Annotated in this window: 33 protein-coding genes; 15 read left to right on the top strand and 18 right to left on the bottom strand. The window is 61.4% G+C overall.

Features of this window, described 5'->3' with window-relative positions; genetic code table 11:
• The first annotated feature begins 351 nt into the window (after positions 1-351).
• Genes G7025_RS07420 through G7025_RS07405 form a run of 4 tightly spaced genes read left to right on the top strand, consistent with a single transcriptional unit; the run spans position 352 to position 2,818 of the window.
• Entirely contained in the window at positions 352-1,098 is a 747-nt protein-coding gene (locus tag G7025_RS07420) for a response regulator (protein ID WP_181077763.1), read from the top strand.
• Complete coding sequence (locus G7025_RS07415) at positions 1,095-2,171, top strand: ATP-binding protein (RefSeq protein WP_181077762.1); 1,077 nt, start codon at positions 1,095-1,097, stop codon at positions 2,169-2,171. Before G7025_RS07420 ends, G7025_RS07415 begins: the two co-directional genes overlap by 4 nt.
• 24 nt (positions 2,172-2,195) lie before the next feature.
• Positions 2,196-2,405, top strand: a complete 210-nt coding sequence (locus G7025_RS07410) for a hypothetical protein (protein WP_181077760.1) — start codon at positions 2,196-2,198, stop codon at positions 2,403-2,405.
• Positions 2,406-2,425: 20 nt separating this feature from the next.
• Positions 2,426-2,818, top strand: a complete 393-nt coding sequence (locus G7025_RS07405) for a hypothetical protein (RefSeq protein WP_181077759.1) — start codon at positions 2,426-2,428, stop codon at positions 2,816-2,818.
• Here the strand turns inward: G7025_RS07405 and G7025_RS07400 are convergent.
• The 4 genes from G7025_RS07400 to G7025_RS07385 form a co-directional block, all read right to left on the bottom strand.
• The gene (locus tag G7025_RS07400; protein ID WP_181077757.1) at positions 2,785-3,396 is read right to left on the bottom strand and encodes a LysE family transporter; all 612 of its coding nucleotides are present in this window, start codon (positions 3,394-3,396) and stop codon (positions 2,785-2,787) included. The two genes, G7025_RS07405 and G7025_RS07400, sit on opposite strands and share 34 nt — an antisense overlap.
• Before the next feature lie 75 nt (positions 3,397-3,471).
• Positions 3,472-3,942 (bottom strand): arsenate reductase ArsC, encoded by a 471-nt coding sequence (locus G7025_RS07395; RefSeq protein ID WP_181077756.1) that lies wholly within the window; start codon positions 3,940-3,942, stop codon positions 3,472-3,474.
• A gap of 12 nt (positions 3,943-3,954) precedes the next feature.
• Positions 3,955-5,238, bottom strand: a complete 1,284-nt coding sequence (locus tag G7025_RS07390) for an arsenic transporter (protein ID WP_181077755.1) — start codon at positions 5,236-5,238, stop codon at positions 3,955-3,957.
• Between the two features lie 19 nt (positions 5,239-5,257).
• Positions 5,258-5,614: a metalloregulator ArsR/SmtB family transcription factor gene (locus G7025_RS07385; RefSeq protein ID WP_181077754.1), complete on the bottom strand. Its 357-nt coding sequence runs from the start codon at positions 5,612-5,614 to the stop codon at positions 5,258-5,260.
• A 175-nt stretch (positions 5,615-5,789) separates the two neighbouring features.
• Here G7025_RS07385 and G7025_RS07380 point away from each other — a divergent pair, with 175 nt between their 5' ends.
• The 4 genes from G7025_RS07380 (at position 5,790) to G7025_RS07365 (ending at position 7,606) form a co-directional block, all read left to right on the top strand.
• Positions 5,790-6,005, top strand: coding sequence for a hypothetical protein (locus G7025_RS07380; RefSeq protein ID WP_005788169.1), 216 nt, complete (start codon positions 5,790-5,792; stop codon positions 6,003-6,005).
• Between the two features lie 71 nt (positions 6,006-6,076).
• Positions 6,077-6,772: an AzlC family ABC transporter permease gene (locus G7025_RS07375; RefSeq protein WP_181077753.1), complete on the top strand. Its 696-nt coding sequence runs from the start codon at positions 6,077-6,079 to the stop codon at positions 6,770-6,772.
• A complete protein-coding gene (locus G7025_RS07370) occupies positions 6,769-7,080 on the top strand; it encodes an AzlD domain-containing protein (protein ID WP_181077752.1) in 312 nt (103 codons plus the stop codon). Before G7025_RS07375 ends, G7025_RS07370 begins: the two co-directional genes overlap by 4 nt.
• A 172-nt stretch (positions 7,081-7,252) precedes the next feature.
• The gene (locus G7025_RS07365) at positions 7,253-7,606 is read left to right on the top strand and encodes a hypothetical protein (protein WP_181077751.1); all 354 of its coding nucleotides are present in this window, start codon (positions 7,253-7,255) and stop codon (positions 7,604-7,606) included.
• A gap of 145 nt (positions 7,607-7,751) precedes the next feature.
• Here G7025_RS07365 and G7025_RS07360 read toward each other — a convergent pair whose 3' ends face one another.
• From G7025_RS07360 to G7025_RS07310, 11 genes are all read right to left on the bottom strand, one after another.
• Positions 7,752-8,456, bottom strand: a complete 705-nt coding sequence (locus G7025_RS07360) for a YoaK family protein (RefSeq protein ID WP_181077749.1) — start codon at positions 8,454-8,456, stop codon at positions 7,752-7,754.
• A 66-nt stretch (positions 8,457-8,522) separates the two neighbouring features.
• The gene (locus G7025_RS07355) at positions 8,523-10,145 is read right to left on the bottom strand and encodes an ABC-F family ATP-binding cassette domain-containing protein (protein WP_181077747.1); all 1,623 of its coding nucleotides are present in this window, start codon (positions 10,143-10,145) and stop codon (positions 8,523-8,525) included.
• A gap of 123 nt (positions 10,146-10,268) precedes the next feature.
• Positions 10,269-11,318, bottom strand: a complete 1,050-nt coding sequence (locus tag G7025_RS07350; RefSeq protein ID WP_181077746.1) for a DNA topoisomerase IB — start codon at positions 11,316-11,318, stop codon at positions 10,269-10,271.
• Positions 11,319-11,396: 78 nt separating this feature from the next.
• Positions 11,397-12,476: a molybdenum ABC transporter ATP-binding protein gene (gene modC, locus G7025_RS07345; protein WP_181077744.1), complete on the bottom strand. Its 1,080-nt coding sequence runs from the start codon at positions 12,474-12,476 to the stop codon at positions 11,397-11,399.
• Positions 12,477-12,481: 5 nt separating this feature from the next.
• On the bottom strand, positions 12,482-13,162 hold the full coding sequence (gene modB / locus G7025_RS07340; protein WP_181077742.1) for a molybdate ABC transporter permease subunit: 681 nt from the start codon (positions 13,160-13,162) through the stop codon (positions 12,482-12,484).
• A complete protein-coding gene (gene modA / locus G7025_RS07335) occupies positions 13,163-13,915 on the bottom strand; it encodes a molybdate ABC transporter substrate-binding protein (RefSeq protein WP_181077740.1) in 753 nt (250 codons plus the stop codon).
• Between the two features lie 104 nt (positions 13,916-14,019).
• Complete coding sequence (locus G7025_RS07330; protein WP_181077738.1) at positions 14,020-15,078, bottom strand: NAD(P)H-dependent flavin oxidoreductase; 1,059 nt, start codon at positions 15,076-15,078, stop codon at positions 14,020-14,022.
• 109 nt (positions 15,079-15,187) lie between these two features.
• Positions 15,188-16,240 carry a bifunctional DNA-binding transcriptional regulator/O6-methylguanine-DNA methyltransferase Ada gene (gene ada, locus G7025_RS07325; protein WP_181077736.1) on the bottom strand — a complete coding sequence of 351 codons (1,053 nt, stop codon included), beginning with the start codon at positions 16,238-16,240 and terminating at the stop codon, positions 15,188-15,190.
• A 75-nt stretch (positions 16,241-16,315) separates the two neighbouring features.
• Positions 16,316-16,981 carry a DNA oxidative demethylase AlkB gene (gene alkB, locus G7025_RS07320; protein ID WP_181077733.1) on the bottom strand — a complete coding sequence of 222 codons (666 nt, stop codon included), beginning with the start codon at positions 16,979-16,981 and terminating at the stop codon, positions 16,316-16,318.
• A gap of 4 nt (positions 16,982-16,985) precedes the next feature.
• Positions 16,986-17,153, bottom strand: coding sequence for a hypothetical protein (locus G7025_RS07315; RefSeq protein ID WP_181077731.1), 168 nt, complete (start codon positions 17,151-17,153; stop codon positions 16,986-16,988).
• Between the two features lie 24 nt (positions 17,154-17,177).
• Positions 17,178-17,480, bottom strand: a complete 303-nt coding sequence (locus tag G7025_RS07310) for a DUF1883 domain-containing protein (protein ID WP_003191319.1) — start codon at positions 17,478-17,480, stop codon at positions 17,178-17,180.
• Between the two features lie 212 nt (positions 17,481-17,692).
• Between G7025_RS07310 and G7025_RS07305 the strand changes: the two genes are divergently transcribed.
• The 4 genes from G7025_RS07305 to G7025_RS07290 all read left to right on the top strand — a co-directional run bounded on the left by G7025_RS07305 (position 17,693) and on the right by G7025_RS07290 (position 20,087).
• Positions 17,693-18,043 (top strand): hypothetical protein, encoded by a 351-nt coding sequence (locus G7025_RS07305; protein ID WP_181077729.1) that lies wholly within the window; start codon positions 17,693-17,695, stop codon positions 18,041-18,043.
• Between the two features lie 170 nt (positions 18,044-18,213).
• Entirely contained in the window at positions 18,214-18,861 is a 648-nt protein-coding gene (locus G7025_RS07300; RefSeq protein ID WP_181077727.1) for a c-type cytochrome, read from the top strand.
• Complete coding sequence (locus G7025_RS07295) at positions 18,858-19,781, top strand: c-type cytochrome (RefSeq protein WP_181077725.1); 924 nt, start codon at positions 18,858-18,860, stop codon at positions 19,779-19,781. The genes G7025_RS07300 and G7025_RS07295 overlap by 4 nt, the downstream gene beginning before the upstream one ends.
• Positions 19,782-19,856: 75 nt before the next feature.
• On the top strand, positions 19,857-20,087 hold the full coding sequence (locus tag G7025_RS07290) for a hypothetical protein (protein ID WP_034098003.1): 231 nt from the start codon (positions 19,857-19,859) through the stop codon (positions 20,085-20,087).
• Positions 20,088-20,091: 4 nt separating this feature from the next.
• On the opposite strand, the gene G7025_RS07285 is transcribed toward G7025_RS07290, so the two are convergent.
• The gene (locus G7025_RS07285; RefSeq protein WP_181077723.1) at positions 20,092-20,373 is read right to left on the bottom strand and encodes a hypothetical protein; all 282 of its coding nucleotides are present in this window, start codon (positions 20,371-20,373) and stop codon (positions 20,092-20,094) included.
• A gap of 144 nt (positions 20,374-20,517) precedes the next feature.
• Positions 20,518-20,703 carry a hypothetical protein gene (locus G7025_RS07280; protein ID WP_181077722.1) on the bottom strand — a complete coding sequence of 62 codons (186 nt, stop codon included), beginning with the start codon at positions 20,701-20,703 and terminating at the stop codon, positions 20,518-20,520.
• A gap of 307 nt (positions 20,704-21,010) precedes the next feature.
• Between G7025_RS07280 and galU the strand changes: the two genes are divergently transcribed.
• Positions 21,011-21,850, top strand: coding sequence for a UTP--glucose-1-phosphate uridylyltransferase GalU (gene galU / locus G7025_RS07275; RefSeq protein WP_003173830.1), 840 nt, complete (start codon positions 21,011-21,013; stop codon positions 21,848-21,850).
• 105 nt (positions 21,851-21,955) lie between these two features.
• Positions 21,956-23,314, top strand: coding sequence for a glutathione-disulfide reductase (gene gorA / locus G7025_RS07270; protein WP_181077720.1), 1,359 nt, complete (start codon positions 21,956-21,958; stop codon positions 23,312-23,314).
• Here gorA and G7025_RS07265 read toward each other — a convergent pair whose 3' ends face one another.
• Entirely contained in the window at positions 23,315-24,322 is a 1,008-nt protein-coding gene (locus tag G7025_RS07265; RefSeq protein ID WP_181077718.1) for a DNA-binding protein, read from the bottom strand.
• A gap of 172 nt (positions 24,323-24,494) precedes the next feature.
• Between G7025_RS07265 and G7025_RS07260 the strand changes: the two genes are divergently transcribed.
• Positions 24,495-25,427, top strand: coding sequence for a site-specific integrase (locus G7025_RS07260; protein WP_181077716.1), 933 nt, complete (start codon positions 24,495-24,497; stop codon positions 25,425-25,427).
• Positions 25,428-25,459: the final 32 nt, after the last annotated feature.

The raw sequence follows: 25,459 nt of genomic DNA, 5'->3' as shown, positions 1-25,459 counted from the left end.
ATCAACCCACCACCGGCGCGCGATCCCAGGTGGCGGGTGCAGGTATCGCCGTCACGTTCTATGATGGCGTCAGCCGCCGCACCAGGACACGGCACCATGAACCACATTGAGCATTTCACACGCTTGGCGACGTACAACCAGTGGAACCTTGCTGGCCCAGGCCGGGCAGGATGTCGGCGACACCGATCTGTTGGCACTGATCGACTGAACCCAGTGCGCAAATAAACCCGCCTCTCCATCGTTTCTCCATAAAACCTCCCATGAAAGCGCATGCTCGTGGTGCACAGTAGCCTTCGTCGCCCTTGCTAATTAGCCATACTGCGACGACCGAACAGCACCCCCGAGCCGACCATGACTGAAGCACACCTGATTTCGACGCCACCTGGGTTCGCCGATAAACCCCAGGCCCTGATATTGATCGCCGAAGACGAACCCGAAATCGCCGATATCCTGACGGCCTACCTCAAGCGCAGCGGCTTTCAGACCGTGCATGCGCTGGATGGGCGGCGTGCGCTTGAACTGCATCAATCCCTCAAGCCCGACCTGGTGCTGCTGGACGTGCTGATGCCGAAACTCGATGGCTGGATGGTACTGGCCGAGATCCGTCACCGTGGCAATACCCCGGTGATCATGCTGACCGCCCAGGACCAGGACATGGACAAGCTGATGGGGCTGCGCATCGGTGCCGACGACTACATCGTCAAACCATTCAACCCGGCCGAAGTGGTCGCCAGGACCCAGGCGGTCCTGCGCCGTTCCCGCGACCAGGGCTACGGCAGCGGGCAAAGCGTACTGCGCGTGGACGCCTTTGAAATCGATGTCGACAGCCATGAAGTCAGCGTGCGGATCGGCACCCAAAATCACGCGCTGAGCCTGACAGCGACAGAATTCCGGTTGCTGGCGCAGTTGGCCAAAGCGCCCAGGCGCGTGTTCAGTCGTGCCGAGTTGCTCGCTTCGTGTTCGCCCGAGAGCGATAGTCTGGAACGTACGGTCGACAGCCATATCAGCAAACTGCGGCGCAAAATCGAAGACCTGGGCCTGCAAGGCGTTCCGGCGAGCATTCGTGGTGTGGGTTACCGCTTCGGGAGCCATGCATGAGAATCGCCAACAGCTTGAGCCGGCAGATCATTCTGTCGATGTCCGCCGTGGTGCTCTGTGTGATTGCCCTGGCGGTCGTCGGCTCCTATGTGTTTTACGCGCTGCTGTGGACGTTCTGGCCACCCACCGACATTGATGTGGATGAGTGGCTGCCCACTGGCGTGGAATGGGCCTGGATGGCATTGATCACGGCGATTGGCCTGGCCGTGGGTGCGGTGGTAGCGATCAAATTGTCCCGGCGCATTCTGATGCCCCTGAACTCGGTGGCGGCCAGCCTTCGCCGCCTCGCCGATGGCGACCTGGACGCCCGCGCGACGGCATCCGACCGCTCATTGGCCGAGGCCACCTTGCTGGTGGATGACTTCAACAGCATGGCCGCACGGCTCAAGCGCATGGCGCAGGAACAGTCGTTCTGGAACGCCGCGATTGCCCATGAACTGCGCACCCCGTTGACCATCCTGCGTGGCCGTCTGCAAGGGTTGGCCGAAGGTGTCTTCCCCCCGGACCAAGCGCAGTTCTACAGCCTGCTCGGCCAAGTGGAAGGCTTGACGCGGCTGATCGAAGACCTGCGGGTCGTAGGCCTGGCCGACAACGGCTACCTCGACGTGCACATCCAACGGGCCGACCTGGCCGATGAGATCGAAGCAGACGCTCGCCTGTTCGAACCGGGCCTGCAAGCCTGCGGATTCACCCTGCACATGGAGTTGCTCAGGCAACCGGTGCACTGCGACCCGGCCCGTATTCGCCAGGCGTTGCTGGCCATGCTCGACAACCTCAAGCGGCATGCGAACCCGGGCATCGTCACGGTGCGCCTGAGCAGTCAGGACGGCATCAATACCTTGAGCGTCGCGGATGAGGGCCCAGGCATTGATGAAACATTCGCCGCGCATATCTTTGAGCCGTTCCAGCGCGGGGAAAGTTCACGCTCCCGTGCCCAGGGCGGCAGCGGCCTGGGGCTGGCCGTGGTGCGGGCGATTGCCCTGGCCCATGAAGGCCGCGTGACCTGCCGCAACCTGACGCAGGGCGGCAGCCTGTTCGAACTGACGTGGCCAGAGCAACTGGTCGCTATCTGAAACCCAACCGCTTCAGGTGCAGGCATGCGCTTCTCCGTTTTCGGATTCAAGGGCGTTCAACGCTATCGCCACTTCGCCTTGCTGGACACACAAGGGCGCTGTATCGCTTTGAAGAGCTGCGAAGGGATGCCGCGCAATGGCGATTGGGTGCAAGTCAACGCCATCAATCCGGCCTGGCTGAACCGCGTGCTGCCTGCGCGGGCGCTGGCCGAGCCCGCGACATCACCTTTGTAAGTCACGTACGGACTGCACGCATGTCTACCTCTATTCGCCACCGCAACGCGCTCGACCTGACGCAGTTGGAAGACTCCATAAAGCGCTGCAGCGCCAAACTCAGGAAGCTGCAGCGCTTCTGGATTCCCCTGCAAAAACACGCACCGCGCCTGGTGTTGTCGCTGTGGATCATCGGGGTTGTGGCTTCGCTGTTTACCCAGTGCTACTACCACTGGCTGTTCATGGCGCCGGCCATTTGCGTGTTGATCGTCCTGGAGATGGTGATCGAAGAAGTGCAGACCGACCTGTTATTGATGACCGCCGAGACGCGCTACTTGATTGACCTCGCGCGCGGCCTGTATGCCGGCCAAGCTGCCGGCGCGCCAGCCACGGCGAAAACTCATAGGCCCCGGGCGGCGAGTATCGCCAGATAGATCAGTACCAGGCCGCAGGCAGCGTAACTGACGCGCTGCCAGACCGGTGAAGCATTCTGGCGCAGCAGATTGACCAACGCGGCGGTGAGGAAACACGACAGCACCGAGGCGAGCATGAAACCGGCAAAAAACATCAGCGTCTGGCCATGGCTCGGCGTGGCGCCGACGATGCCCGACAAGGCGCTGCCCAGCGCACCCCAGTACACAATGTTTTTCGGGTTGGCCAACGAGATTGCCGCGCCCACCGCCAGCGCATTCTGCCCGGAGCCGGCAGGGGCATTGTCTGCTGCCGGCAAGCGCCAGGCATCCAGCAGGCTGCGCGCACCGAGCCAGGCCAGGTACAGCGCGCAGACCGCCGTCAATGGCACGCGCACGGCATCGTGCTGCATCAGCAGGGCGATGCCGGTGAGGCCAATGACTGCCCATACCGCATCGCCCACCAGTGAACCTACCTGCACCAGCAGCGCCGGCCTGAAGCCGTGCAGCAAACCTCGGCGCAGGGTCTCGGCCAGCACGGCGCCAGGAGACAGGCAGAACACAAAACCAAATACCAGCGCGGAGAAAAAAATCGTCAACATGCGTGCCCAGCCTCTTCCATGTCTGTCAGGTCGGGCGCGGAGCGAAAAGCCCGGACCGACCGATGTGCCACGCGTTTATAACTGCCCGATGCGTTCCAGTTCAACCTTTAACTCAGCCGGGCACAGGCGTTCGAACGGCAATGCAAAAAACGCCCGGCAGCGACTTTCGATGGTTTCCAGGGTGGCGTTGAAGGCGGCGTCGAGGCGCGCGTCGTCACCTTCGACGTCGGACGGATCCTCCAGGCCCCAATGCGCTTTCATCGCCGGGCCGAAGTACACCGGGCAGGCTTCACCGGCCGCCTTGTCGCACACGGTGATCACCAGGTCCGGCGGGCTCCCTTCGAAGGCGTCGTTACCTTTGCTGTACGACCCCTCGGTGCTGATTCCGGCGGCCTGCAGGGTACTGAGGCTGCGGGGCAGCACCTGGCCCTTGGGAAAGCTGCCGGAGCTGACCGCTTCGAAGCCTTGCGGCGCCAGGTGGTTGAACACCGCTTCGGACAGGATGCTGCGACAGCTGTTGGCGGTACACATGAACAGGACTTTCATCAAATGCTTCCTTCAGACACTCAGGCGCAGGGCGAGGGCGGCGAGGGTGATCAACAGCACCGGCAGGGTCAGCACGATGCCGACCTTGAAGTAATAACCCCAGGTGATGGTGATGCCTTTGCGCGCCAGGATATGCAGCCACAACAACGTGGCGAGGCTGCCGATAGGCGTAATTTTAGGGCCCAGGTCACTGCCGATCACATTGGCATAGACCATGGCGTCCTTGACCACGCCCACCGCATGGCTCGATTCGATGGACAGCGCGCCGATCAGTACTGTCGGCAGGTTATTCATCACCGACGACAGCAGCGCGGTCAGCAGCCCGGTGCCCATGCTCGCGCCCCAGATACCGTAGGTGGCGAAGGTATCGAGCCAGGTCGCCAGGTAGGTGGTGAGGCCCGCGTTACGCAGGCCGTACACCACCAGGTACATGCCCAAGGAAAAGATCACGATCTGCCAGGGCGCTTCTTTGAGTACTTTGCGCGTGGAAATTTTATGGCCCTTGGCGGCGATCACCAGCAGGAGCACGGCGCACACGGCGGAAATTGCACTGATGGGAATGCCCAGCGGTTCCAGGGCGAAGCAGCCGATCAGCAGAATTCCCAGTACCCACCAGCCGGCGCGGAACGTGGCGCGGTCGTGGATCGCACTGGCGGGTTCATCCAGGTCGGCCGGGTCGTAGGCCTTTGGGATATCGCGGCGGAAAAACCACAGCAGCACCGCCAGGGTGGCTGCCACACTGACCAGGTTGACCGGCACCATCACCGCTGCGTATTGGTTGAAGCCGATCTTGAAATAGTCGGCCGAGACGATATTCACCAGGTTCGAGACCACCAGCGGCAGGCTCGCCGTGTCGGCAATAAAACCCGCGCCCATCACGAACGCCAGGGTGGCCGCCGGCGAAAAGCGCAGCGCCAGCAACATCGACATCACGATGGGCGTCAGGATCAGCGCCGCGCCGTCATTGGCAAACAGCGCCGACACCAGCGCGCCGAGCAGCACCATATAGGCAAACAGCCGCCGTCCGCGGCCACGCCCCCAGCGCGCCACATGCAGGGCGGCCCAGGCGAAGAAACCGGCCTCATCGAGCAGCAGGCTGATGATGATCAAGGCGACAAACGTGCCGGTCGCATTCCAGATGATGTGCCACACCACCGGAATATCCGCCAGGCTGATGACGCCGCAGGCCAGCGCCAGGATCGCACCGAGGCTGGCGCTCCAGCCGACGCCCAGGCCCTTGGGCTGCCAGATAACCAAAACAATCGTGACCAGAAAAATGGCAATTGCGACAAGCATGAATAAACGCTCCGATGGCTCAGCAGCAGGTGCTGGCCCGTTGTGGTCTGTCGCCCATTGCACCCAGACGCAGCGCGTCGCTGTGCAACCATGGCTGGTTGGCTTGCAAAGTGATGTCCAGTACCTGATGTGCCCAATCGGGCAATGCCGGGTTGATGCGGTAATAGATCCATTGACCCTGACGACGATCCACCAATACGCCGCAACTGCGCAGTTGTGCGAGGTGGCGGGAGATTTTCGGCTGGCTGTCGCCCAGAGCATGGATCAGTTCGCACACGCAAAGTTCGCCTTCGCGCAGGATCAACAGCGTCAGGCGTACACGGGTAGGGTCGGCCAGGCATTTGAACAGCGCTGGCGGCGAAAAGAGGTCGGACATGGTTCCGTCTCCTGTATAGGGTTATGCGAATATACGTATTTCCATATATTTCTGTCAAAATTTGTATTGATTGACCTGGATCAAAGACCTGGAAATCCGCCACAAGTGTCTGAAATTAAAATGAAACATGAATGTCCTAAAGTGCCTGCCCATTGCTGATGAAGGAAGACCCCGCGTGACCCGAGCAACCCGCAACCTGCGCAAGACCCTGGATTCCGTCGCGGAAAATAACGAAACCGCAGCGTTTGATCTGATGCGCGCCGTTGAAAAACTCGGCGACGAGGTGCTGCGTCAGCGTTTGCTCAACACCATTCATCGCCTCAACCAGGACGCCTACGAATTGCGCGAAGCGCGCGACTCGGTGGAGCAGGTTTCGGTCAGGCTCGCCTGAGCAAGATCGTTCAAGACACGCTTCAACTCGTTCAGGCATGCTTGGCGACTGTCTGTCGATGAGCCGTTTCCATGCCTGCCGCCTTGCCTTATCACGCCTTTGCCCGCGGTGCGATCGCCGTTCTGCCGTTATCCCTGGCCTGCGCTCCCTGGGGGCTGCTCGCCGGCTCCATGGCCATCGACGCGCAATTGACCCCACTGCAAGCCCAGGGCCTGTCGGCCATTGTGTTCGCCGGTGCCGCGCAGCTGGTGGCTATCGGGATGGTCAAAAGTGGCGCCAGCCTGATATCGATTGTGCTCACTACCTTGCTGTTGACTTCGCAACATTTGCTCTACGGCATGCACCTGCGGCCGGTGCTTTCACCGTTGAATACCCGCTGGCGTTTGAGCCTGGGTTTTTTGCTCACCGATGAATTTTTCGCGCTGGTCAGCCACTACGACCGCCAGACGTTCAATCGCTGGTACGCCCTCGGCGTGGGGCTGAGCTTTTACATCATCTGGAACCTGTTCACCCTGGCCGGCATTGTGCTCGGCAAAAGCATTCCGGGGCTTGATCAACTGGGGCTGGAATTTTCGATCGCTGCCACCTTCATCGCGTTGATTACCCCGGTGGTGCGCGACGTACCGACGGTGGTGTGCGTGGCGGTAGCATTGCTGTGTTCGGTGTGGCTGAGTTTTCTACACTGGGAATCGGCGGTGGTGGTGTCGGGCCTGCTGGGCATGAGCGCTGGGTTTATCTGCAAGCGATTGGGAGTCGGGCAACCATGATTTACCTGATGATTGTGACCATGGGCCTGGCGGTGTTCTTCAACCGCAACCTGTTTATCGAACCGCGCCTGCCGGTACGCCTTAACCGTGGCGCGCGGGAGTTCCTGGGATTTGCGGTGCCCGGCATGCTCACGGCGATCTGCGGACCGATTATTTTCCTGACCGACCATCAGCTCAACCTCAGCCCGACCAACCCGTATCTGCTCGCCGGCCTCTGCGCGGTGGGGTTGATGTTCTGGACGCGCAACGTGTTGATCACAGTGCTGCTGAGCATGGCGGTGTTCTATCTGTTTCGCTGGTGGCTCTGAAACGCAGTCGAAAAAAAGCCCGCGGGAGGGCGGGCGGAAGGAAGACTTCAAAAAAATGAGCACGGCCAGTGTAGGCGGCGAAAGCAGGTTTTACCGTGAAACAAAGTTCATGCAAGCGTCAGGCAGGTGCGCGGCAATGGTAGAGTCGCGTTTTTTTCAAGGAAGTGATGGCATGCGGAACGTGGTGATTGGCGCATTGGCGCTGGCGGTACTGGCCGGCTGCGCGGGCTCGAAGATGAAAGAGGCGCGCGCCGGCACGCCTTACAAGACCCTGGCGTCTGACAAAGCCACGCTGGTGGTGGCTGAATGCGTGCAGTTCGGCTGGCAGGATGAAAGCGTGTTCGGTGTCGACGCCGGCGGCTTCAAGGAACCGACCGGGTCGGGTGGCTTCACCGTGTACACCACGGCGGGCGATTACTTCGTCGACATCCAGAGTGCGGGCGCCGGTTCCAGCATCAAGTACTACGCCGCCGAAGACAACATGCTGGCCAAGCGTCGTCTGGCTGCGCTGGCGACCTGTCTGTAATCCCTTGCCTTAGCGATCTTCGGAAATGCCCGGCGGGACAGCGCTCGGGCATTGCCTTATGATTCACCTCGCTCGTCCGGGGTGATGGCTCTTTACCAGTACACGGACGTCGAGGTCGACACGCCGGGCGAGCATCCTTTTCTGTTCAACGCGGCATGTAGCCCAAGTGCCAACGCCGTGGAATCTTCAGCGACACCAAACCCAACACGGCCGCCAGGGCGCCGCTGACCCACAGCGCGCGCAACCCCATATGGTGCTCCAGTACCGCCCCGATCACCGCACCGACAAACATGCCGGCCCACGGCACCAGTTGCACGCGCCAGCCGTCGCGGCGCTCGCCCAGTAACCAGCGGCCCAGGCCGCGACCGAACCGCGACAGCGCACCGGTCACGTAGGTCAAGCCCACCGGCAAGCCGTTCACTTCTTCGACCGCCGCATTGAGCATGCCCATGGCCACGATTGCCGCCAACAGCGCGGGTAACAGGTCCTCGAAGGGCCAGAACGCGCCGCAGCACAACAGCGCGGCGATATACAGCAGGAGGGGCAGGGCGTGGCGCCGGCTCAGTCGGCTGACCACAATGCCCAGCGCGTTCCCCAGAATGAACGTGGCAACCAGCAACAGCAGACGCCCGGTCAGGCTGTGGTCGCCCGCGCCGATGGCCACTGCCAGGCGCGTGGTATTGCCGCTCATGAACGAAACAAAATCGCCGCTGGCCATAAAGCCTATGGCATCGGTCATCCCCGCCAGCACCGAAAGGCTGGCCACCAGCGTCATGCCGACGCGCCCGCGCCATCGGCGTCGTTGGGCCAAAGCGGCATTGGCGTAAGGCTTGCGGGGCAGCGGCAGCATGGGCGGGGCCTCGGTGAGATTATCCGGCCACTACGGTAGGGCGCTTTGCGCCCGCGCGCAATGACGTCAGGCAGTTTGCAGGCGCCAGCCCGAAGGCGTCCAACTCAGATGATGGGTGGGGCCGATAGCCTGGATAAACGCCTGATCATGGGACACCACCACCATCGCTCCGGCAAACCCCTGCAACGCCTGCTCGAAGGCAATGACCGACGCCAGGTCCAGGTGGTTGGTAGGCTCGTCCAGCAACAGCAATTGCGCCGGGACGTCACCCCACAAGGCAATCGCCATCGCGGCCTTCAAACGCTCACCACCGCTGAGCTGTGCGACCGGTTGGGTCACGCGCACCGCGTCCAACTGCAGCAAGGCCAGGCGCGTGCGCAGTTCGCCTTCGACCAGTGGCGTGTCGAGCAGGTTGAGGTGCTCGATTACCGAGCGTTGTTCGTCCAGAAAGCCCAGGTGCTGGTCGATGCAGGCCGCAGGCAGCGGCACGCGACACTCTCCGCTGACCGGTTGCCACTGGCCCGCCAGCACTTTGAGCAAGGTGGATTTACCGCAACCGTTAGGCCCTTGCACGGCCACCCGCGCCGGGCCCATCAAGCTGAGGGTCAGCGCCGGGGTATCCAGCCACGGTAAGCACACATCGACCAGCTTCAGCACCAGGCGCCCCTTGGGCACCGCCGAATCCGGCAAGGCCAGTAAGGTCGGGGGCTGTTGCGCCACGCCCTCATGGGCCTGGCGCACCTGATGGTCCAGTTGCTGTTTACGCGCATGTTGATCGCTGCGCACGCTGCTGACCACTTCACGGGCTGTGCTTTTCCAGCGGGCCTGGGTAAACCGGTCCACATTGGCGCTTTGCGCGTGTTTGTGGGCACGGGCAGCCTTGCGTTGCAGCGTGTCGTGGTCCTTTTGCAGGCGACGGCGCTCGCGCGTGCGCTCCAGGCGCGAATGGTCCAAAGCGGCAATCGCAGCGTGCTGCTCGATGTCGCGCTGTCGTCGATAGGCTTCGTAGTTACCACCGTAGACCTTGGGGCCCAGAGGGGACAGTTCGATGATTCGTGCCAGGGTATTGAGCAGCGCCCGGTCATGACTGACGACCACCAAGCCGCCGCGCCACTGGCCCAGGGCCTGGAGCAGCCAGGCGCGCCCGCTGCTGTCGAGGTGGTTGGTGGGTTCGTCGAGCACCAGCAACTCGGGCGTGGTCAGGAACGCGCTGATCAACGCCACCCGCGCCAGTTGGCCGCCACTGAGTTGATCGGCCGGCGATTCGAGCGTCAGTGATGCCAGGCCCGCCTCATCCAGCGCCGTACGCAGGCGCTCGGCAAGATCCCAGCGGTCGTCGATCAGCTCAAGGTCGTCGACACGCGCCGCGCCTGCGGCCATGCGTTGCAATGCTTCCAGGGCCGGGGCGCTGCCGGTGAGATCGGCGACGCTGGCGCCGGGCGTAACCACCACGTTTTGCGGAACGAAGGCCACGCTGGCCGATCGTGTGATGGCGCCGGATGACGGCGCGAGCACTCCGGCGATCAGTTGGGCGAGGAGGCTTTTGCCGCTGCCGTTGCGGCCCACAATGCCGGTGGGCGTGTGATCGATGGACAGGTTCAGGTCGTCCAGCAGGGTTTCGCCATTGGCGAACTGGAAGGTTACGTGTTGCAGGGAGATCAATGCGGGCAGCCGTGTGACGTGAGTCATCAGCACCTCCATAAAAATGTCGAACAGGCCAACAAGCGCGCCAGGCGCTGGTTGCGGATACATTTTGGAAGGCTTAGTGGCTCACGTCGGCGGTCGTCCCGAGGGTCAGAAGGGAGACAGAGCCTAACCCGCCTTGGCGTTCTGCGGCAAGTCAGCGGCCAGGCGTTCGAGGAACATCGCCAGAGCGACTTCTTCGGCTTTCAGGCCCTTGCGCACCCGCGGCTTGGGCAGCTTCGACAATTCCCCCAGGCTGAAATGCTCAAGTACGGCCGGGTGGATGTAGCACTTGCGGCACACCGCCGGGGTATTACCCAACTGCTTGGCGACATCCTTGACCATCGACACGACATGCCGCTTGGCATCGGATTCGGGCTGCCACTGCAATTCGCGCAGCACTGCCAGCGCCATGGCGGTGCCAGCCCACGTGCGATAATCCTTGGCAGTAAAATCCTCACCCGTGAGGCTGTGCAGGTAGGCATTCACATCATGAGAACTGACCGTGTGGCGCTCACCGTCCTCGTCCAGGTACTGGAACAGATTCTGCCCCGGCAATTCCATGCAGCGTTTCACCACGCTGGCCAGGCGTCGATCCTTGACGCTCACCTGATGCTCCACGCCGCTCTTGCCGCGAAACTGGAACTGAATCTCGCTGCCCTTGACGTCCACATGTCGGTTGCGCAGCGTGGTCAGGCCGTAGGATTTATTATCGCGCGCGTACTGAGTATTGCCGACGCGGATCAGCGTGGCGTCCAGCAGCATCACCACGGTAGCCAGGACTTTTTCGCGGGTGAATCCGGGTTCGGCCAGTTGCGCTTCCAATTGCTTGCGCAGTTTTGGCAAGGCGTTGCCGAAGGCCTGCAGACGCGCATATTTGTCGCTGTCGCGCACTTCGCGCCAGCGCGTGTGGTAGCGGTATTGCTTGCGTCCGCGGGCATCGCGGCCGGTGGCTTGCAGATGACCGCGCGGATCGGCGCAGATCCATACATCGGTGTAGGCCGGTGGCACCGCCAGGGCGTTGAGACGCTTGATCTCGTCGGCATCGGTGATGCGCTCGCCCTTGGGGTTGAAGTACTGGAATTTGCCGCGCACTTTTTTGCGGCGGATGCCGGGCTGGGTGTCATCAACGTAATGCAGGTCGCGGGGCAGGTCGGCGGGCAGCGCGGAGTCGGGCATGGCTCAGGTTCCTTGGCAATCAGTCAGGCCGGTATGTCTGATTGACCGCAGCCGTGTGCGGACGTGCCAAAAGGTTTGCTAGGCCAGCACCGCCACGGCTTTGATCTGCGCCCACAGCCCTTTTCCGGGATGCAGCTGCAACTGGTCGCGGGAAAAACGCGTGATGCGCGCCAACAGCGGCGTGCCGTCAGCGTCCAGGCGCACCAGCACGTGGGCACTGTTATCCGCAGCGACCTCCTCGATCACAGTGACCGGCAGACGGTTGAGGATGCTGCTGGGTTCCTCGGCCTGCAGGCTGAGGCTGACGTCCCGCGCCTGCACCTTGACCCGCAGCGCCTTGCCAATGTCCAGCGGCGCGTGGGCCACGCGCACGGTCAACGCGCTGCCCGGCAACTGCAGCGTGAGCAACTGGTAGTGGGCATCGTAGGCATTGACCACACCATTGATCACCACGCCGGCGTCATCACCGCGCGCCAGCGGCAGGTCCAGGCGCGCCAGTGTGTCGCCAATGGGGCCGCAGGCCAAGGCTTTGCCTTCGCTGAGCAGCACGATGTGGTCAGCCAGGCGCGCGACTTCGTCCTGTGCATGGCTGACATACAGCACCGGAATCTCCAGCTCGTCGTGCAGGCGTTCCAGGTACGGCAGTATCTCGCTTTTGCGCTGGCTGTCGAGGGCCGCGAGGGGCTCGTCCATCAACAGTAAGCGGGGGCTGGTGAGCAGTGCGCGGGCGATGCCGATGCGCTGGCGCTCGCCGCCGGACAGGTGCTGGGGCCGGCGTTCGAGCAGATGGCCGATGCCCAGCAGCTCGGTGGCCTGGGCCATGTCCACCTGCCGTTGCGCGCGCGGCGTGCGCTTGAGGCCGAATTCCAGATTGGCGCGCACCGATAAATGCGCGAACAGGCTAGCTTCCTGGAACACGTACCCTAACGCGCGTTGGTGCGGCGGCATGAACACCCCGCTGCGGCTGTCCTGCCAGACCTCGTCGTTGATCCGGATTAAGCCATGCCTGGCCCGTTCCAGACCGGCGATGCAGCGCAGGCAGGTGGTCTTGCCGGAGCCTGAATGCCCGTACAACGCGGTGACGCCACGGCCGGGCAGTTGCAGGTCCACATCGAGGGCAAAGCCGGAATATTGCAGGTGCAGGCGTATCTCCATCATCGACATCAGCTCCAGCCCAGTCTGGTTTTACGGCTGGAGTAGAGCGCCAGCAACACAAAAAACGCGAACACTACCATGGCGCCCGCCAGCCAATGGGCCTGGGCATATTCCATGGCTTCGACATGGTCGTAGATCTGCACCGAGACCACGCGGGTCTTGTCCGGGATATTGCCGCCGATCATCAGCACCACGCCGAACTCACCGACAGTGTGGGCAAAGCCCAGGATGGACGCGGTGATAAAACCCGGGCGCGCCAGGGGCAGGATCACGCTGAAGAACGTGTCCCAAGGTCCGGCGCGCAGTGTCGCCGCGACTTCCAAAGGCCGCGTACCGATGGCCGAAAAGGCGTTCTGCAATGGCTGCACCACAAATGGCATGGAGTAGATCACCGAACCGATGACCAGGCCGGTGAAGCTGAACGTGAGGGTGCCCAGGCCCAACCACTGCGTGAGCTGGCCGAAATAGCCGTTGGGACCCATGGTCAGCAGCAGGTAGAAACCAATGACCGTCGGCGGCAGCACCAGCGGCAGGGCGACGATCGCGCCCACGGGGCCGCGCCACCAGGAGCGCGTGCGCGACAGCCACAGGGCAATCGGAGTGCCGATGACCAGCAGGATCACGGTGGTCAGTGTCGCGAGTTTGACGGTCAACCAGATCGCGGAAAAATCGGCACTCGATAAGGGCATTTACAGCTCGTAACCGTAGGATTTGATAACGGCAGCGGCTTTCGGCCCTTTGAGGTATTCGACCAGCGCTTTGGCTGCGGCGCTGTCTTTGCCTTTGTTAAGGATCACCGCGTCCTGCTTGATGGGGTCGTGCAAGGACGCGGGGACAATCCAGGCCGAACCGCTGGCGACTTTGCCGTCTTTATAGATCTGCGACAAGGCCACGAAACCCAGCTCGGCGTTGCCGGTGGAAACGAACTGATAGGCCTGGGTAATGTTCTGGCCTTCGACGAGCTTGCTCTTGAGCTGTTCGCTCAGACCCTGCTTGGCCAGGACCTGGGTGGCGGCCAGGCCATAAGGCGCGGCTTTCGGGTTGGCGATGGACAAATGTTTGAACTGGTTGCGCTTTAACACCTCACCGCCTGCGTCGACATAACCGGCCTGGGCCGACCACAGCGCGAGGGTGCCCACGGCGTAAGTGAAGCGCGAACCTTTGACGGTATCGCCTTCGTTTTCGAGCTTCTGCGGGGTGGTGTCGTCGGCGCTGAGGAATACTTGGAATGGCGCGCCGTTCTTGATCTGAGTGTAGAACTGCCCGGTGGCACCGTAGGATGCGACCAGTTTATGCCCGGTGTCCTGCTCGAAATCGGTGGCAATCGCCTGGATCGGCGCGGTGAAGTTGGCGGCCACCGCCACCTGCACTTCATCGGCGTGGGCCGCGCCGAAAACGAGGGCGCTAGCCAGGACGGCCAGACGTGAGGCATGAATCAGCATGAAGCAGCTCCTTGGAATGCACGGCATGGGTTAATCGCTATGTACGCGAATATATAGCGCTCCACCACTGCCGGTACAGTGCAACGTTGCCGCAACAGCCAGGGTTATCTGAGCCTGGCCAGCGCCTGCTGGGCCAATTGGCGCGTCAGCTCGTAAGTGCCAATGTCGCGGCCCAGCCGTAACGCCTGGCCCGACCACAGGTTGCTGAAACCGCCCTCATCCTTGGCCTTGAGCGGCATCAGCGCGCCGCCGGCCCGGGGAAACGCAGGCGCTGCCGGGTTCATTGCGCCCAGTTCGCGCATGACTCGGTTGACGATGCCCCGCGCCGGGCGTCCGGTGAACAGGTTGGTCAACGCAGTTTCGCTGGCCTGGGCATGGCGCAGCGCGTGGTGATGAGCCGCGCTCACGTTGGCTTCGGGGGTAGACAGGTACGCCGTGCCGATCTGCACCGCCGAGGCGCCGAGGGCGAACGCCGCGACGATACCTCGCGCATCGCCAATACCGCCGGCGGCGATCACCGGCACGGTGACCGCGTCGACGATCTGCGGCACCAGCGCCATCAGGCCGATCTGGGTGTTGAGGTCATCACTGAGGAACATGCCACGATGACCGCCAGCCTCGATGCCCATGGCGATGATTGCATCGCAGCCGTTGGCCTGCAGCCAGATGGCTTCTTCGACCGTGGTGGCCGACGACAGCACCTTGGCTCCGGTGGCCTTGACCCGATCCAGCAGTGCTTTTTCCGGCAGCCCGAAGTGAAAGCTGACGACCTCGGGGCGGAACGCTTCCACCACCTGGCAGGCCTCGTCGTTGAACGGCGCGCGGTTGGACACCGGAGTCGGCGCCTCGAAATCGACACCCAGTTCGCGGTAATAGGGTTGCAGCAATGCCTTCCAGTGGTGGTCGCGGGCGTCGTCCGGGACCGGTGGCTGATGGCAGAAGAAATTCACGTTGATCGGACGGCTGCTGGCCGCGCGCAGGGTGCGCAGGTCTTCGCGCAGTTGTTCGATGCTCAGCGTGGCGGCGGGCAATGAGCCCAACGCTCCCGCCTGGTTAGCGGCAATGACCATGGCGGGTGTGGTGCCTACGGCCATGGGCGCCTGGATGATGGGTAACTCGATGCCGAGCAAGTCGAGAATACGGGTGTCAGGCCAGGTGCTCATGGGAGGGTCTCCAGCGAAGGTCAGGGGTTTCGCTGTTTTTAGCAGGGCGTATGGCACGCGGCCAGTCTGTTTTATTCACTGGACGCAGCGGACATTTCGTGCAGCTCTGTCAGCCTTCGTTGTTACGCTCGCGCTCCAGCAACGCCTGCTTGCGCGCAACGCCCCAACGATAGCCTGACAGCTCACCATCGCTGCGCACCACGCGATGGCAGGGGATTGCCACCGCCAGACGGTTAGCGCCGCACGCCTGGGCCACCGCGCGATATGACTTGGGTGCCCCGATCCGCTCGGCGATCTGTGCATAGCTGGCCGTGCTGCCCACGGGGATATCGCGCAAGGCTTGCCACACGCGCTGCTCGAATGCAGTGCCGCGCACATCCAGCGGCAGGTCGAGGCCCAGCGCGGGCGCTTCGATAAAGCCGACGACCTGGGCAACCCACTGCTCGAAACTCGAGTCGGCGCCGACCAGCTCGGCCTTGGGAAACTGGTCCTGCAGGTTGCGCACCAGGGTGTCCGGGTCGTCCCCGAGCAGGATCGCACACACGCCACGGTTGCTGCGCGCGACCAGGATCGCGCCCAGCGAACACTGACCTACCGCGAACCGAATGACGTTGTGGGCGCCGCCGGCTTTATAGTCGCTGGCGGTCATGCCGAGCAGTTGGTCGGCTGACTCGTAAAAGCGACTGCTGGAATTGAAGCCCGCGTCATAAAGGGCCGCCGTGACCGAGTGTTGATCTTTGAGCCCATTGCGCACTTTGCGAGAGCGATGCGCGGTGGCGTAGCCCTTGGGCGTCAGGCCGGTCACCGCCTTGAACACCCGGTGAAAATGATAAGGGCTCAGGCCGGACTGGGCCGCGAGGGTGGCCAGGGACGGCGGCGCAACGCTCTGTTCGATGAGGCGACACGCATCGGCCACCAATTGCGCATGGTGCGCGGCGCGTTGCGTCTGGTCGCCGGCCGCGCGCCGGCTGGCACGATAACCGGCGGCCTCGGCCTGCGCCGGGGTGTCAAAGAACTCGATATTTTCCAGGCGCGGCAGTCGTGACGCGCTGCTGGGGCGGCAATACACGCCGGTGGTTTTGACACCGTAGACAAACAGTCCGTCGGCGCTGGCATCGCGGGCCAGGACAGCGGCCCAACGAGGGTCTTGTTCAGTCAGCATGGTCGGCACTCTTGACGGCTTTATGGCAGATTAGCCGTGCCGCGACGGCCTGACACCCCGAAGCTTGCGGTCAAATCATCCGGCGGTGCGCAGGGTCAGGTTGATGCGTTGCGGGCCCATCACCGGGTGCACGCCTTCCTTGACCGGCATAACCCCGTGAAAGCGCAGGCGGTCCACCCCACCCCAGACCACCACATCGCCATGGAACAGCGAGATTTTCTGCGGCTTGTCCGATCGAGCGTGGCCGCCGAACAGGAAGATCGCCGGCAGGCCCAACGATACCGATACCACCGGTGCGCCGTAGTCGCGCTCGTTTTTGTCCTGATGCAGCGACATCTTGGCTCCGGGGACATAGCGGTTGATCAGGCAAGCGTCCGGAGCAAAGTCGGCGAAACCGGCGTCTGCCGCTGCCTGGACCGCCAATTCGCGCAAGGCATCGGGCAAGGCCGGCCAGGGTTGCTGGCTGCGCGGGTCCAGGTGCGAGTACCGATAGCCGGAGGCGTCCGTGGTCCAGCCCAACTCGCCGCAACTGGTCAACGCCGCCGACATGGTAAAGCCCCCCGGCGTGACCATTTGCCGAAAGGGGGCTTGGGCCAGCACGTGCCGCAGTTCGGGCAGAAGGCGCTCAATCCAGGGCAGGGCATAGCCCCTTAGCACGTAGGACTGTTCACCGATCTGCTCGCGCCCGCTGGGCTGTTGCAGCGCGTCTTCGGCGAACAGGTCAGAAGTGGGACCGGACATGGTCTTACAGCGCCTTGCTCACGCTGATGTCGGTGATGCGATCATTCTCATCGTGAATTTTCGCCAAGGCTTGCTTGGCTTCTTCCACGTCGTCGCTGTGCAGGTGGGCAAACTCGAAACGACGCTCGTCGTTGAGTTTGTACTTGATCACGTATTTTGTGGTGGCGGTCACGGCTATTTCCTGTGAAAGGGCGGATCAGCTCAGCTTGGAGCTGGTACGACGCACGATGCGAATCTTGTGGGACAAAGCAGGTTTGCGGGTCACGCTGATGGCGCGGCGGGTGACGACGTCCAGGGTGATGTTCCAGAACCCGGTGCTCGGCGCGGTGATTTTAGCCGGGAATTTGTCAAACGCGCCGCCATGGTAGGTGTGGCGCCCGCCGTTCTTGAAGCTGCGAAAGTTCGCATCGCTCATCAGACGGATATTACAAGTCTGCGAGCATTCGATGACAACAATATCTCCCTCGTTGAGGTGCTCGCGCTGGTGGATGAATTTCATGGGAGTGTCTCCAGAAGGGCTTTTTCTGCAAAATCAGAAGGATACGTAGGTTAAGATGGAGTTTATCAGCCCCAGCGCGTTTATTATCGGCCCGTCTTCGACGCCGTCGACAATTTAAAACAGTTATTTACCGTGTGATTAGGGATAAATCCTACGTGTCCGGGAGAAAATTACCATCCCCGCTGTCGTAGGGTCTTTATCGGAGGTTTTGTATGAAGTGGAGTGTGTTGGTTCTGGCCTTGGCGTTGGGTGGGTGTGCTTCGGTTGCAGACATCAAGCAGACCCCGCCGACATTGGCGGTCATTTCCGGGAAAAAGCCGCAGGAATACGCTGCTTGTGTCGTACACAAATTGTCCACGACACGTCGTCCTTCGCAGATCGAACCTCACAAGGAAGGCGTGCGTGTGATCGTGCCGCAGAAATTCTCGGCTGACCCATCGGCGATCTTCGAAATTGAAGAGCGCTCCAGCGGCAGCAGCATCAAGCTCTACGAGAGCATGTCGAACGTGCCGATTCGCCCAGGTGATGTGAAAAAAGCCGGTGAAGACTGCATCTCTGGCTGATCTCCAGCCCGGCGCGCGCCTTCGAATCCGATAAAAGCCTGGCCCTGCAAACGCAGCGCCAGGCTTTTTTAATGCTGCCTGGAATGTTGTGGAAGCAGGATCATTCCCATGTTATTTGTAAGGCTTATACCGTGAATGTCTAAGCTTATAACTATAAACAGGGAGTGATGATGAGACCTCTGCAACGAACACTGGTGGGGAGTGCACTGTTTTTTCTGCTGGGCAGCGCGCACGCGTTGGATGGCAGCAAGATTTTCACCGAGGGGGGCGCGCAGCCCGCAGCGATGGCCTGCGTCGCGTGCCACGGGGCGGATGGCGGCGGTGTCGCGGCGGCGGGTTTTCCGAGGTTGGCCGGATTGCCTGCGGCTTATCTGCGTAAGCAATTGGAGGACTTTAAGCGTGGCAGTCGCGATAACCCGGTGATGCGTCCACTGGCAATCGCGCTGACGGATGCCGAGGTGCAAGCGCTGAGCCAGACCATCGCCGCAATGCCGGCTGCCGCCCCCGTCCCGGTGTATCGCAGCGAAATGCCGACCAATGCCGCGCAGAAACTTGCCTTGCAAGGCGCGTGGGAGCGGCAGATTCCAGCCTGTGTCAGCTGTCACGGGCCGGCGGGCAGCGGCGTCGGCGATACGTTCCCGCCGCTTGCCGGGCAGCCCGCGGGCTACCTCGCCGCGCAGTTGATCGCGTGGCAGAACGGCACCCGTCACAACGATGTCAACGACCTGATGGGGCCTATCGCCAAGTCACTGACTGCGCAGGAAGCCCAGGACGTGGCCCAGTATTTCGCGTCGTTAAGCCTGGAGGTCAAGCCATGAAGCCGTTTGTGCTTGTAAGCGTGGTCGGCTTGTTGATGGCTCTGCCGATCCAGGCCGCGACCATTGCCATGGAAGATCAATCCCAGCTGGTGCCACGCCCGGCTGGTCAACAAGCCGCGTTGTTTCAGCCACCGTCGGAAAAAGACTTGCCGGATAATGCGTACGGCAAGCTGGTCAGGCAGGGATATGCCTTATTCGTCGACACCAAGCGCCTGGCGCCGCAATTTGTCGGCAACGGCCTTAATTGCAGCAATTGCCATCTGGACCAGGGGCGCCTGGCCAACTCGGCGCCATTGTGGGCGGCTTATCCGATGTATCCGGCTTACCGCAAGAAAAACGACAAGGTCAACACCTACGCCGAGCGGCTCCAGGGCTGTTTCCAATTCAGCATGAACGGTGGCACCCCGCCGGCTGCCGACAGCCCGGAAATCACCGCGTTGTCCGTGTATTCCTATTGGCTGGCCAGTAAGGCACCCTTGGGCGTGGAACAGCCGGGGCGCGGTTACCCCGATGTGGCACAACCCGCGCAGGGCTACAGCATCGTCCGAGGCGCACAGGTGTATGGGGATCAGTGCGCGGTTTGCCATGGCGCGCAAGGGCAGGGGCAAAAGGTCGGCGATCACTACGCGATGCCGCCGCTGTGGGGTAAAGACTCCTACAACTGGGGCGCCGGCATGCACCGGATCAACACGGCGGCTGCGTTTATCAAGCACAACATGCCGCTGGGTAAAGGCGCCAGCTTGAGCGACCAGCAGGCCTGGGATGTCGCAGCCTACATCAACAGTCATGAGCGGCCGCAGGACCCGCGCCTGATTGAGGGCTCGGTAGAGAAAACCCGGGTGAAGTTTCATGCCAATGACGGTGTCAATCTATATGGCCAAACAGTGGAAGGCGTGCTGATCGGGCAGGGCATCCGTTAGACTGTCGGCCATTCAATGCAAAAATACCGCGCAGCCCTGGGGTTGCGCGGTATTTGTCTTTTTTGGAAGCCCGTTATGAAACGTGAAGATGTCAGAGCCCGCCACGCCGAGGGTCAGATCTCGGCCACCCATGTCATCCAGAATCCGGCCGATCTGGGCGAGTGGATCGTGTTTTTCAAAAAGAGCGGCGGTCGCAGTTTTTTCCTGGTGGACGATCAGGATGAAGTGGAATCTTTCCAGCGGCTGGATGACCTGATCGAGACCATTCGCGGCCTGGGCATCAAGTTCGCCGACATACAGCTATAAACGCTTACTTGCAGACCACAACCACGCTGCGGTTTTTGTAGTTGCCTACGTCCTGCCCCAGGGTCTTGTCGCTCTCCTTGAGCGACGGCGTGCCTTCGGTGCCAACGATGCGATAGCCGGTGCCCGCGCAGGATGCATCGGCTTTTTCGTAGCAGCTGGCCCAGGAATTGGCTTCGCCGGAACAGTCGATGGTCAGGCCTTGTTCGCCGTTTTTCAAATAGACGTCAGAGGTGGTAGTGCAGCCGGCGAGCGCCAGGACTGCAGTCAGTGCCAGAATCTTGTTCATAGGTGTTCGTCATCAAGGGTGTTAGGAGGGACGCGCTGACACTGTCGTGGGGCGTTTGCCGAAGATTATAGCGAACTGCCATCTACGTACAGACAAACGCAAAAAAGCCTCGCTATGCGAGGCTTCATGTACCCGGGCCGCAGCTTACTTGCCCTTCGGCCGCTTGCTCGATGCGTGACCGGCTTCGTCCACGAACACTTCAGCGACCGCAATGGCTTCACGCTCGGTCGCGAAGCAACCGGCAACGCTGTCGCCGTGAAAGTTGATCAAGTGCCAGCCGTCCGCACGCTGGGTAATCAGGTAGCCGTTCACACCTTTGGGTTCTGACATCTATTAACAATCTCGTGGTCTGGTTCAAGGGCGCAATCATAGCGCCAAATGTCGTCGACACGTGCACGTTAATCCACGTCAACGCACCGCCGCGAAAGCGTGCTAAAAGATTCAGGTAGATAGCGGCCATAAGCAGTCGGCAATTTTGCCGAGTCAATGGCGCTGCTGTTTGTAAGATAAGTGGAACTTACGCTCAGTTTTTTTCTCTATGATGACATCGCAACGCCAGCAGGACCCATTGTAAGGTGGCTGCGGCCTGATTAGACTGCGCCGAATTCCGTACGCATAGCCCTTTGTAAGGACCCATATGATCAAGAAATGCTTGTTCCCAGCAGCCGGTTACGGCACTCGCTTCTTGCCAGCGACCAAGGCCATGCCCAAAGAGATGCTGCCGGTGGTGAACAAGCCACTGATTCAGTACGGTGTGGAAGAAGCCCTGGATGCCGGTCTGAACGAAATCTCCATCGTGACCGGTCGCGGTAAGCGCGCGCTGGAAGACCACTTTGACATCAGCTACGAGCTGGAAAATCAGATCAAGGGCACCGACAAGGAAAAATACCTGGTCGGCATCCGCAAACTGTTGGACGAGTGCTCGTTCTCCTACACTCGCCAGACCCAGATGAAAGGCCTCGGCCACGCCATCCTGACCGGCCGTCCGCTGATCGGTGACGAACCGTTCGCCGTGGTACTGGCGGATGACCTGTGTGTGAACCTGGAAGGCGACGGCGTACTGACCCAGATGGTCAAGCTGTACCAGAAATACCGCTGCACTATCGTCGCAGTGATGGAAGTCAACCCGACCGAAACCAACAAGTACGGCGTTATTGCCGGCGACGACATTGGTGATGGCCTGATCCGCGTACGCGACATGGTCGAGAAGCCGGCGCCGGAAGACGCACCGTCCAACCTGGCCATTATCGGTCGCTACATCCTGACCCCGGACATCTTCAAGCTGATCGAAGAAACCGAGCCAGGCAAAGGTGGCGAGATTCAGATCACCGACGCCCTGTTGAAGCAGGCCAAAGATGGCTGTGTAATTGCCTACAAGTTCAAGGGCCAGCGCTTCGACTGCGGCGGCGCGGAAGGCTACATCGAAGCAACCAACTTCTGCTACGAGCACTTCTACAAAACTGGCAAGGCTTACTGATTCACGCCTGTTCGCTGGTTTTAAGAGAAAGCCACCTTCGGGTGGCTTTTTCGTTTTTCAGCCCCATGTAAGTCGGTATGCTGATGTCCTGCCGAGGAGAGTGAAATGGCCTACGATTTTGATCTGTATGTAATTGGCGCCGGTTCCGGCGGTGTTCGCGCAGCGCGTTTCGCCGCAGGCTTCGGCGCCAAGGTGGCCGTCGCGGAAAGCCGCTACCTGGGTGGCACCTGCGTGAACGTGGGCTGCGTGCCGAAAAAACTGTTGGTGTACGGCGCGCATTTTGCCGAGGATTTCGAGCAGGCCAGCGGTTTTGGCTGGTCCCTGGGCGAGGCGAATTTCGATTGGGCGACGCTGATCGCCAATAAGGATCGCGAGATCAACCGCCTCAACGGCATCTATCGCAACCTGCTGGTCAACAGCGGCGTGACCCTGCACGAAGGGCATGCGCGCCTGGTGGATCCACATCAGGTGGAAATCAATGGCGAGCGTTTCACGGCCAGGCACATCCTGATCGCCACGGGCGGCTGGCCGCAGATTCCGGATATCCCCGGGCGCGAACATGCGATTGGCTCCAATGAAGCGTTCTTCCTCAAGGAGCTGCCAAAGCGCGTGCTGGTAGTTGGCGGCGGTTATATCGCCGTTGAGTTTGCCGGAATCTTCCATGGACTGGGCGCGCAAACCCGCCTGTTGTACCGCGGTGATTTGTTCCTGCGTGGGTTTGACGGCTCGGTGCGCAAGCATTTGCAGGAGGAGCTGACCAAGCGCGGTCTGGACCTGCAATTCAATGCAGACATCGAACGCATCGACAAGCAAGCCGATGGCAGTCTCAAAGCTACCCTCAAGGATGGTCGCGTGCTGGAAGCCGATTGCGTGTTTTACGCGACCGGTCGGCGCCCCATGCTGGATAACCTTGGGCTGGAGAACACCGGCGTCACCCTCGATGAGCGTGGCTTTGTGCAGGTCAATGATCAGTACGAGACCACCGAGCCTTCGATATTGGCCATCGGCGATGTGATCGGCCGCGTACAGCTGACGCCTGTCGCCCTGGCTGAAGGCATGGCCGTGGCGCGGCGCCTGTTCAAGCCTGAGCAGTACCGCCCGGTGGACTACGCGATGATCCCGACCGCCGTGTTCAGCCTGCCGAATATCGGCACGGTGGGCCTCACGGAGGAGGAGGCGAAGAAGAGCGGCCACAAGGTCCAGGTGTTCGAAAGCCGTTTCCGTCCGATGAAGCTGACCCTGACCGACTGCCAGGAGAAAACCCTGATGAAGCTGGTGGTGGATGCCGACACCGATAAGGTGCTCGGCTGCCATATGGTCGGGCCGGATGCCGGCGAAATCGTCCAGGGCCTGGCGATCGCGCTCAAGGCGGGCGCGACCAAACGGCATTTCGACGAAACCATCGGCGTGCATCCTACGGCGGCGGAAGAATTCGTCACCATGCGCACCCCTGTGGCCGACTGATCAGTCGGCTGGCTTGGCCTCTGGCGCCGTCGCAACGGCGGTAGCCAGACGCAGGGCTTCGATACTGGCCTGAGCCTTGATCAGGTCCAGTTCCAGGGCCTTGTTGGCTTGCTGGTATTCAGCCAATGCCTCCTGGCGCGACTGACTGTCCAGCAATGCCACGCGCAGGCGCTCCTCAAGCAAGGCGCGCTCGCTGTCGATACGATTAAGGCGTTCGTTGAGCTTGAGATGCTCGGCCTGATCCTTGCGGGCGCTCTCCTGCAGGGCCGCCAGCTCTTTGAGCGTAACTCGATGCTCAATGAGCAAGCGTTCGTTATCCCGATGCAATTGCGTGATCTCGTCCTGGCGAACCATGGCGCTCTGCTGGGCCTGGCGCAGTTCTGCCTGGATCTGCTGCAACTGACCCTCGTGCCGTCGCTGTTCCTGCTCGCGTTGTTCCTTGATGGCCGTGCGGTAGTGCTCAAGGGCATCCCGCGCGTGTGTGTGCTTGTCTTCCAATGAGCGGATCTGCTCGTCCTTGTCGTTGATGCGCAATTCGTAATCGCTGCATGCCTGGCTGAGCCCGGCGTTGCGGGTCTGCTCTGTCTGCAGGCTGGTGCTGGCGGTCTGCAGTGCCGCGCTTTCTTCGGCCAGAGCGGCGGCCTGAATATCGAACTGTTGCTGAAGTTGCTGGTGCGCGTCCTGCAGCGTTTGCAGTTGGGCGAGCAGGGCGGCCTTCTCTTGCTCAAATTGCGCCAATGCCAGGTCGATCGGCTCTTGAGCCTTGTCTTTAAGGCGCTGGGCCAGGCGCGCGACCAGTTCGCTCAATTCATCGTCGATCGGTGCCGCAGTAATGCTGGCGCGGGTTTCGCTCTCGTCCAGCTCTTTCAGATACCGATGAATGGTGGTTTTGGAGCCGGTATTGCCCATTTCGATGCGTACCGCGTCGATGCTGGGATGTTCGCCACGGGCGATGATCGCCAGGCGTGCCGTCTGAACCACTGCTTTGTTAATGCCGCCGCGTGCCATGGAGTCTCCGTCGATTTGATACTGTTTTACATAGTATGTATTTACATACTGTATCACGTATGAAAACGCCGTTAAATTTGAGATTCAACAGATGGGATATTGGCGTATTATCCCGTGTCATGCGCGTTTTAAGCGCCTGCCACCTCCGTTTACCGTACGAATAGGCCCGCCCATGAGCGATCTGGATCGATACCTCACCGCCGCCACCCGCGATAACACGCGTCGCAGCTATCGCGCCGCGATCGAGCACTTCGAGGTTATCTGGGGCGGTTTCCTGCCGGCGACCAGCGACAGCGTGGCGCGCTATCTGGTGGCGCATGCGGGCGTGCTGGCGGTCAACACGCTCAAACTGCGCCTGTCTGCATTGGCGCAATGGCACATCAGCCAGGGGTTTCCCGACCCGACCAAGGCGCCGGTGGTGCGCAAGGTGCTTAAAGGCATCCGCGCCGTGCACCCGGCGCGGGAAAAACAGGCCGAGCCGTTGCAGCTCCAGCATCTTGAGCAAGTGGTGGCCTTTCTTGAGCGCGACGCGCAAGAGGCAAATGCGGCTCAGGACCCCGCGCGCCTGCTGCGCGCCAAGCGCGATACGGCGCTGATCCTGCTGGGTTTCTGGCGTGGCTTTCGCAGCGACGAACTGTGCCGTCTGCAGGTCGAGCATGTGCAGGCCACGCCTGGCGTCGGCATCAGCCTGTATGTGCCGCGCAGCAAAAGTGACCGCGACAACCTCGGCAAGACCTATCACACGCCGGCATTGTTGCGCTTGTGCCCGGTGCAGGCCTACAGCGACTGGCTGAACGCCGCGGCGCTGGTGCGTGGGCCGGTGTTCCGCAGCATTGATCGCTGGGGCAACCTGGCAGAGACGGGTTTGCACGCCAATAGTGTCATTCCGCTATTGCGCCAGGCGCTTGAGCGGGCCGGGATTGCCGCCGAGCACTACACCAGCCATTCGCTGCGCCGAGGCTTCGCCACCTGGGCCCATCGCAGCGGCTGGGATATGAAGTCGTTGATGAGTTACGTCGGCTGGAACGACATGAAATCCGCCATGCGCTATGTTGAAGCGACGCCCTTTCTGGGGATGACGCTGGCCAGCCAACCGTTGATTTGATTTTTCTTCTATATATACGGTTACCTGATAGC

This window comes from Pseudomonas lurida (assembly GCF_013522705.1).
In the GTDB taxonomy this organism is placed as follows: domain Bacteria; phylum Pseudomonadota; class Gammaproteobacteria; order Pseudomonadales; family Pseudomonadaceae; genus Aquipseudomonas; species Aquipseudomonas quebecensis.
Note: the sequence above shows the minus strand (reverse complement) of the source record. Positions and strands in the feature narration are given on the sequence as shown.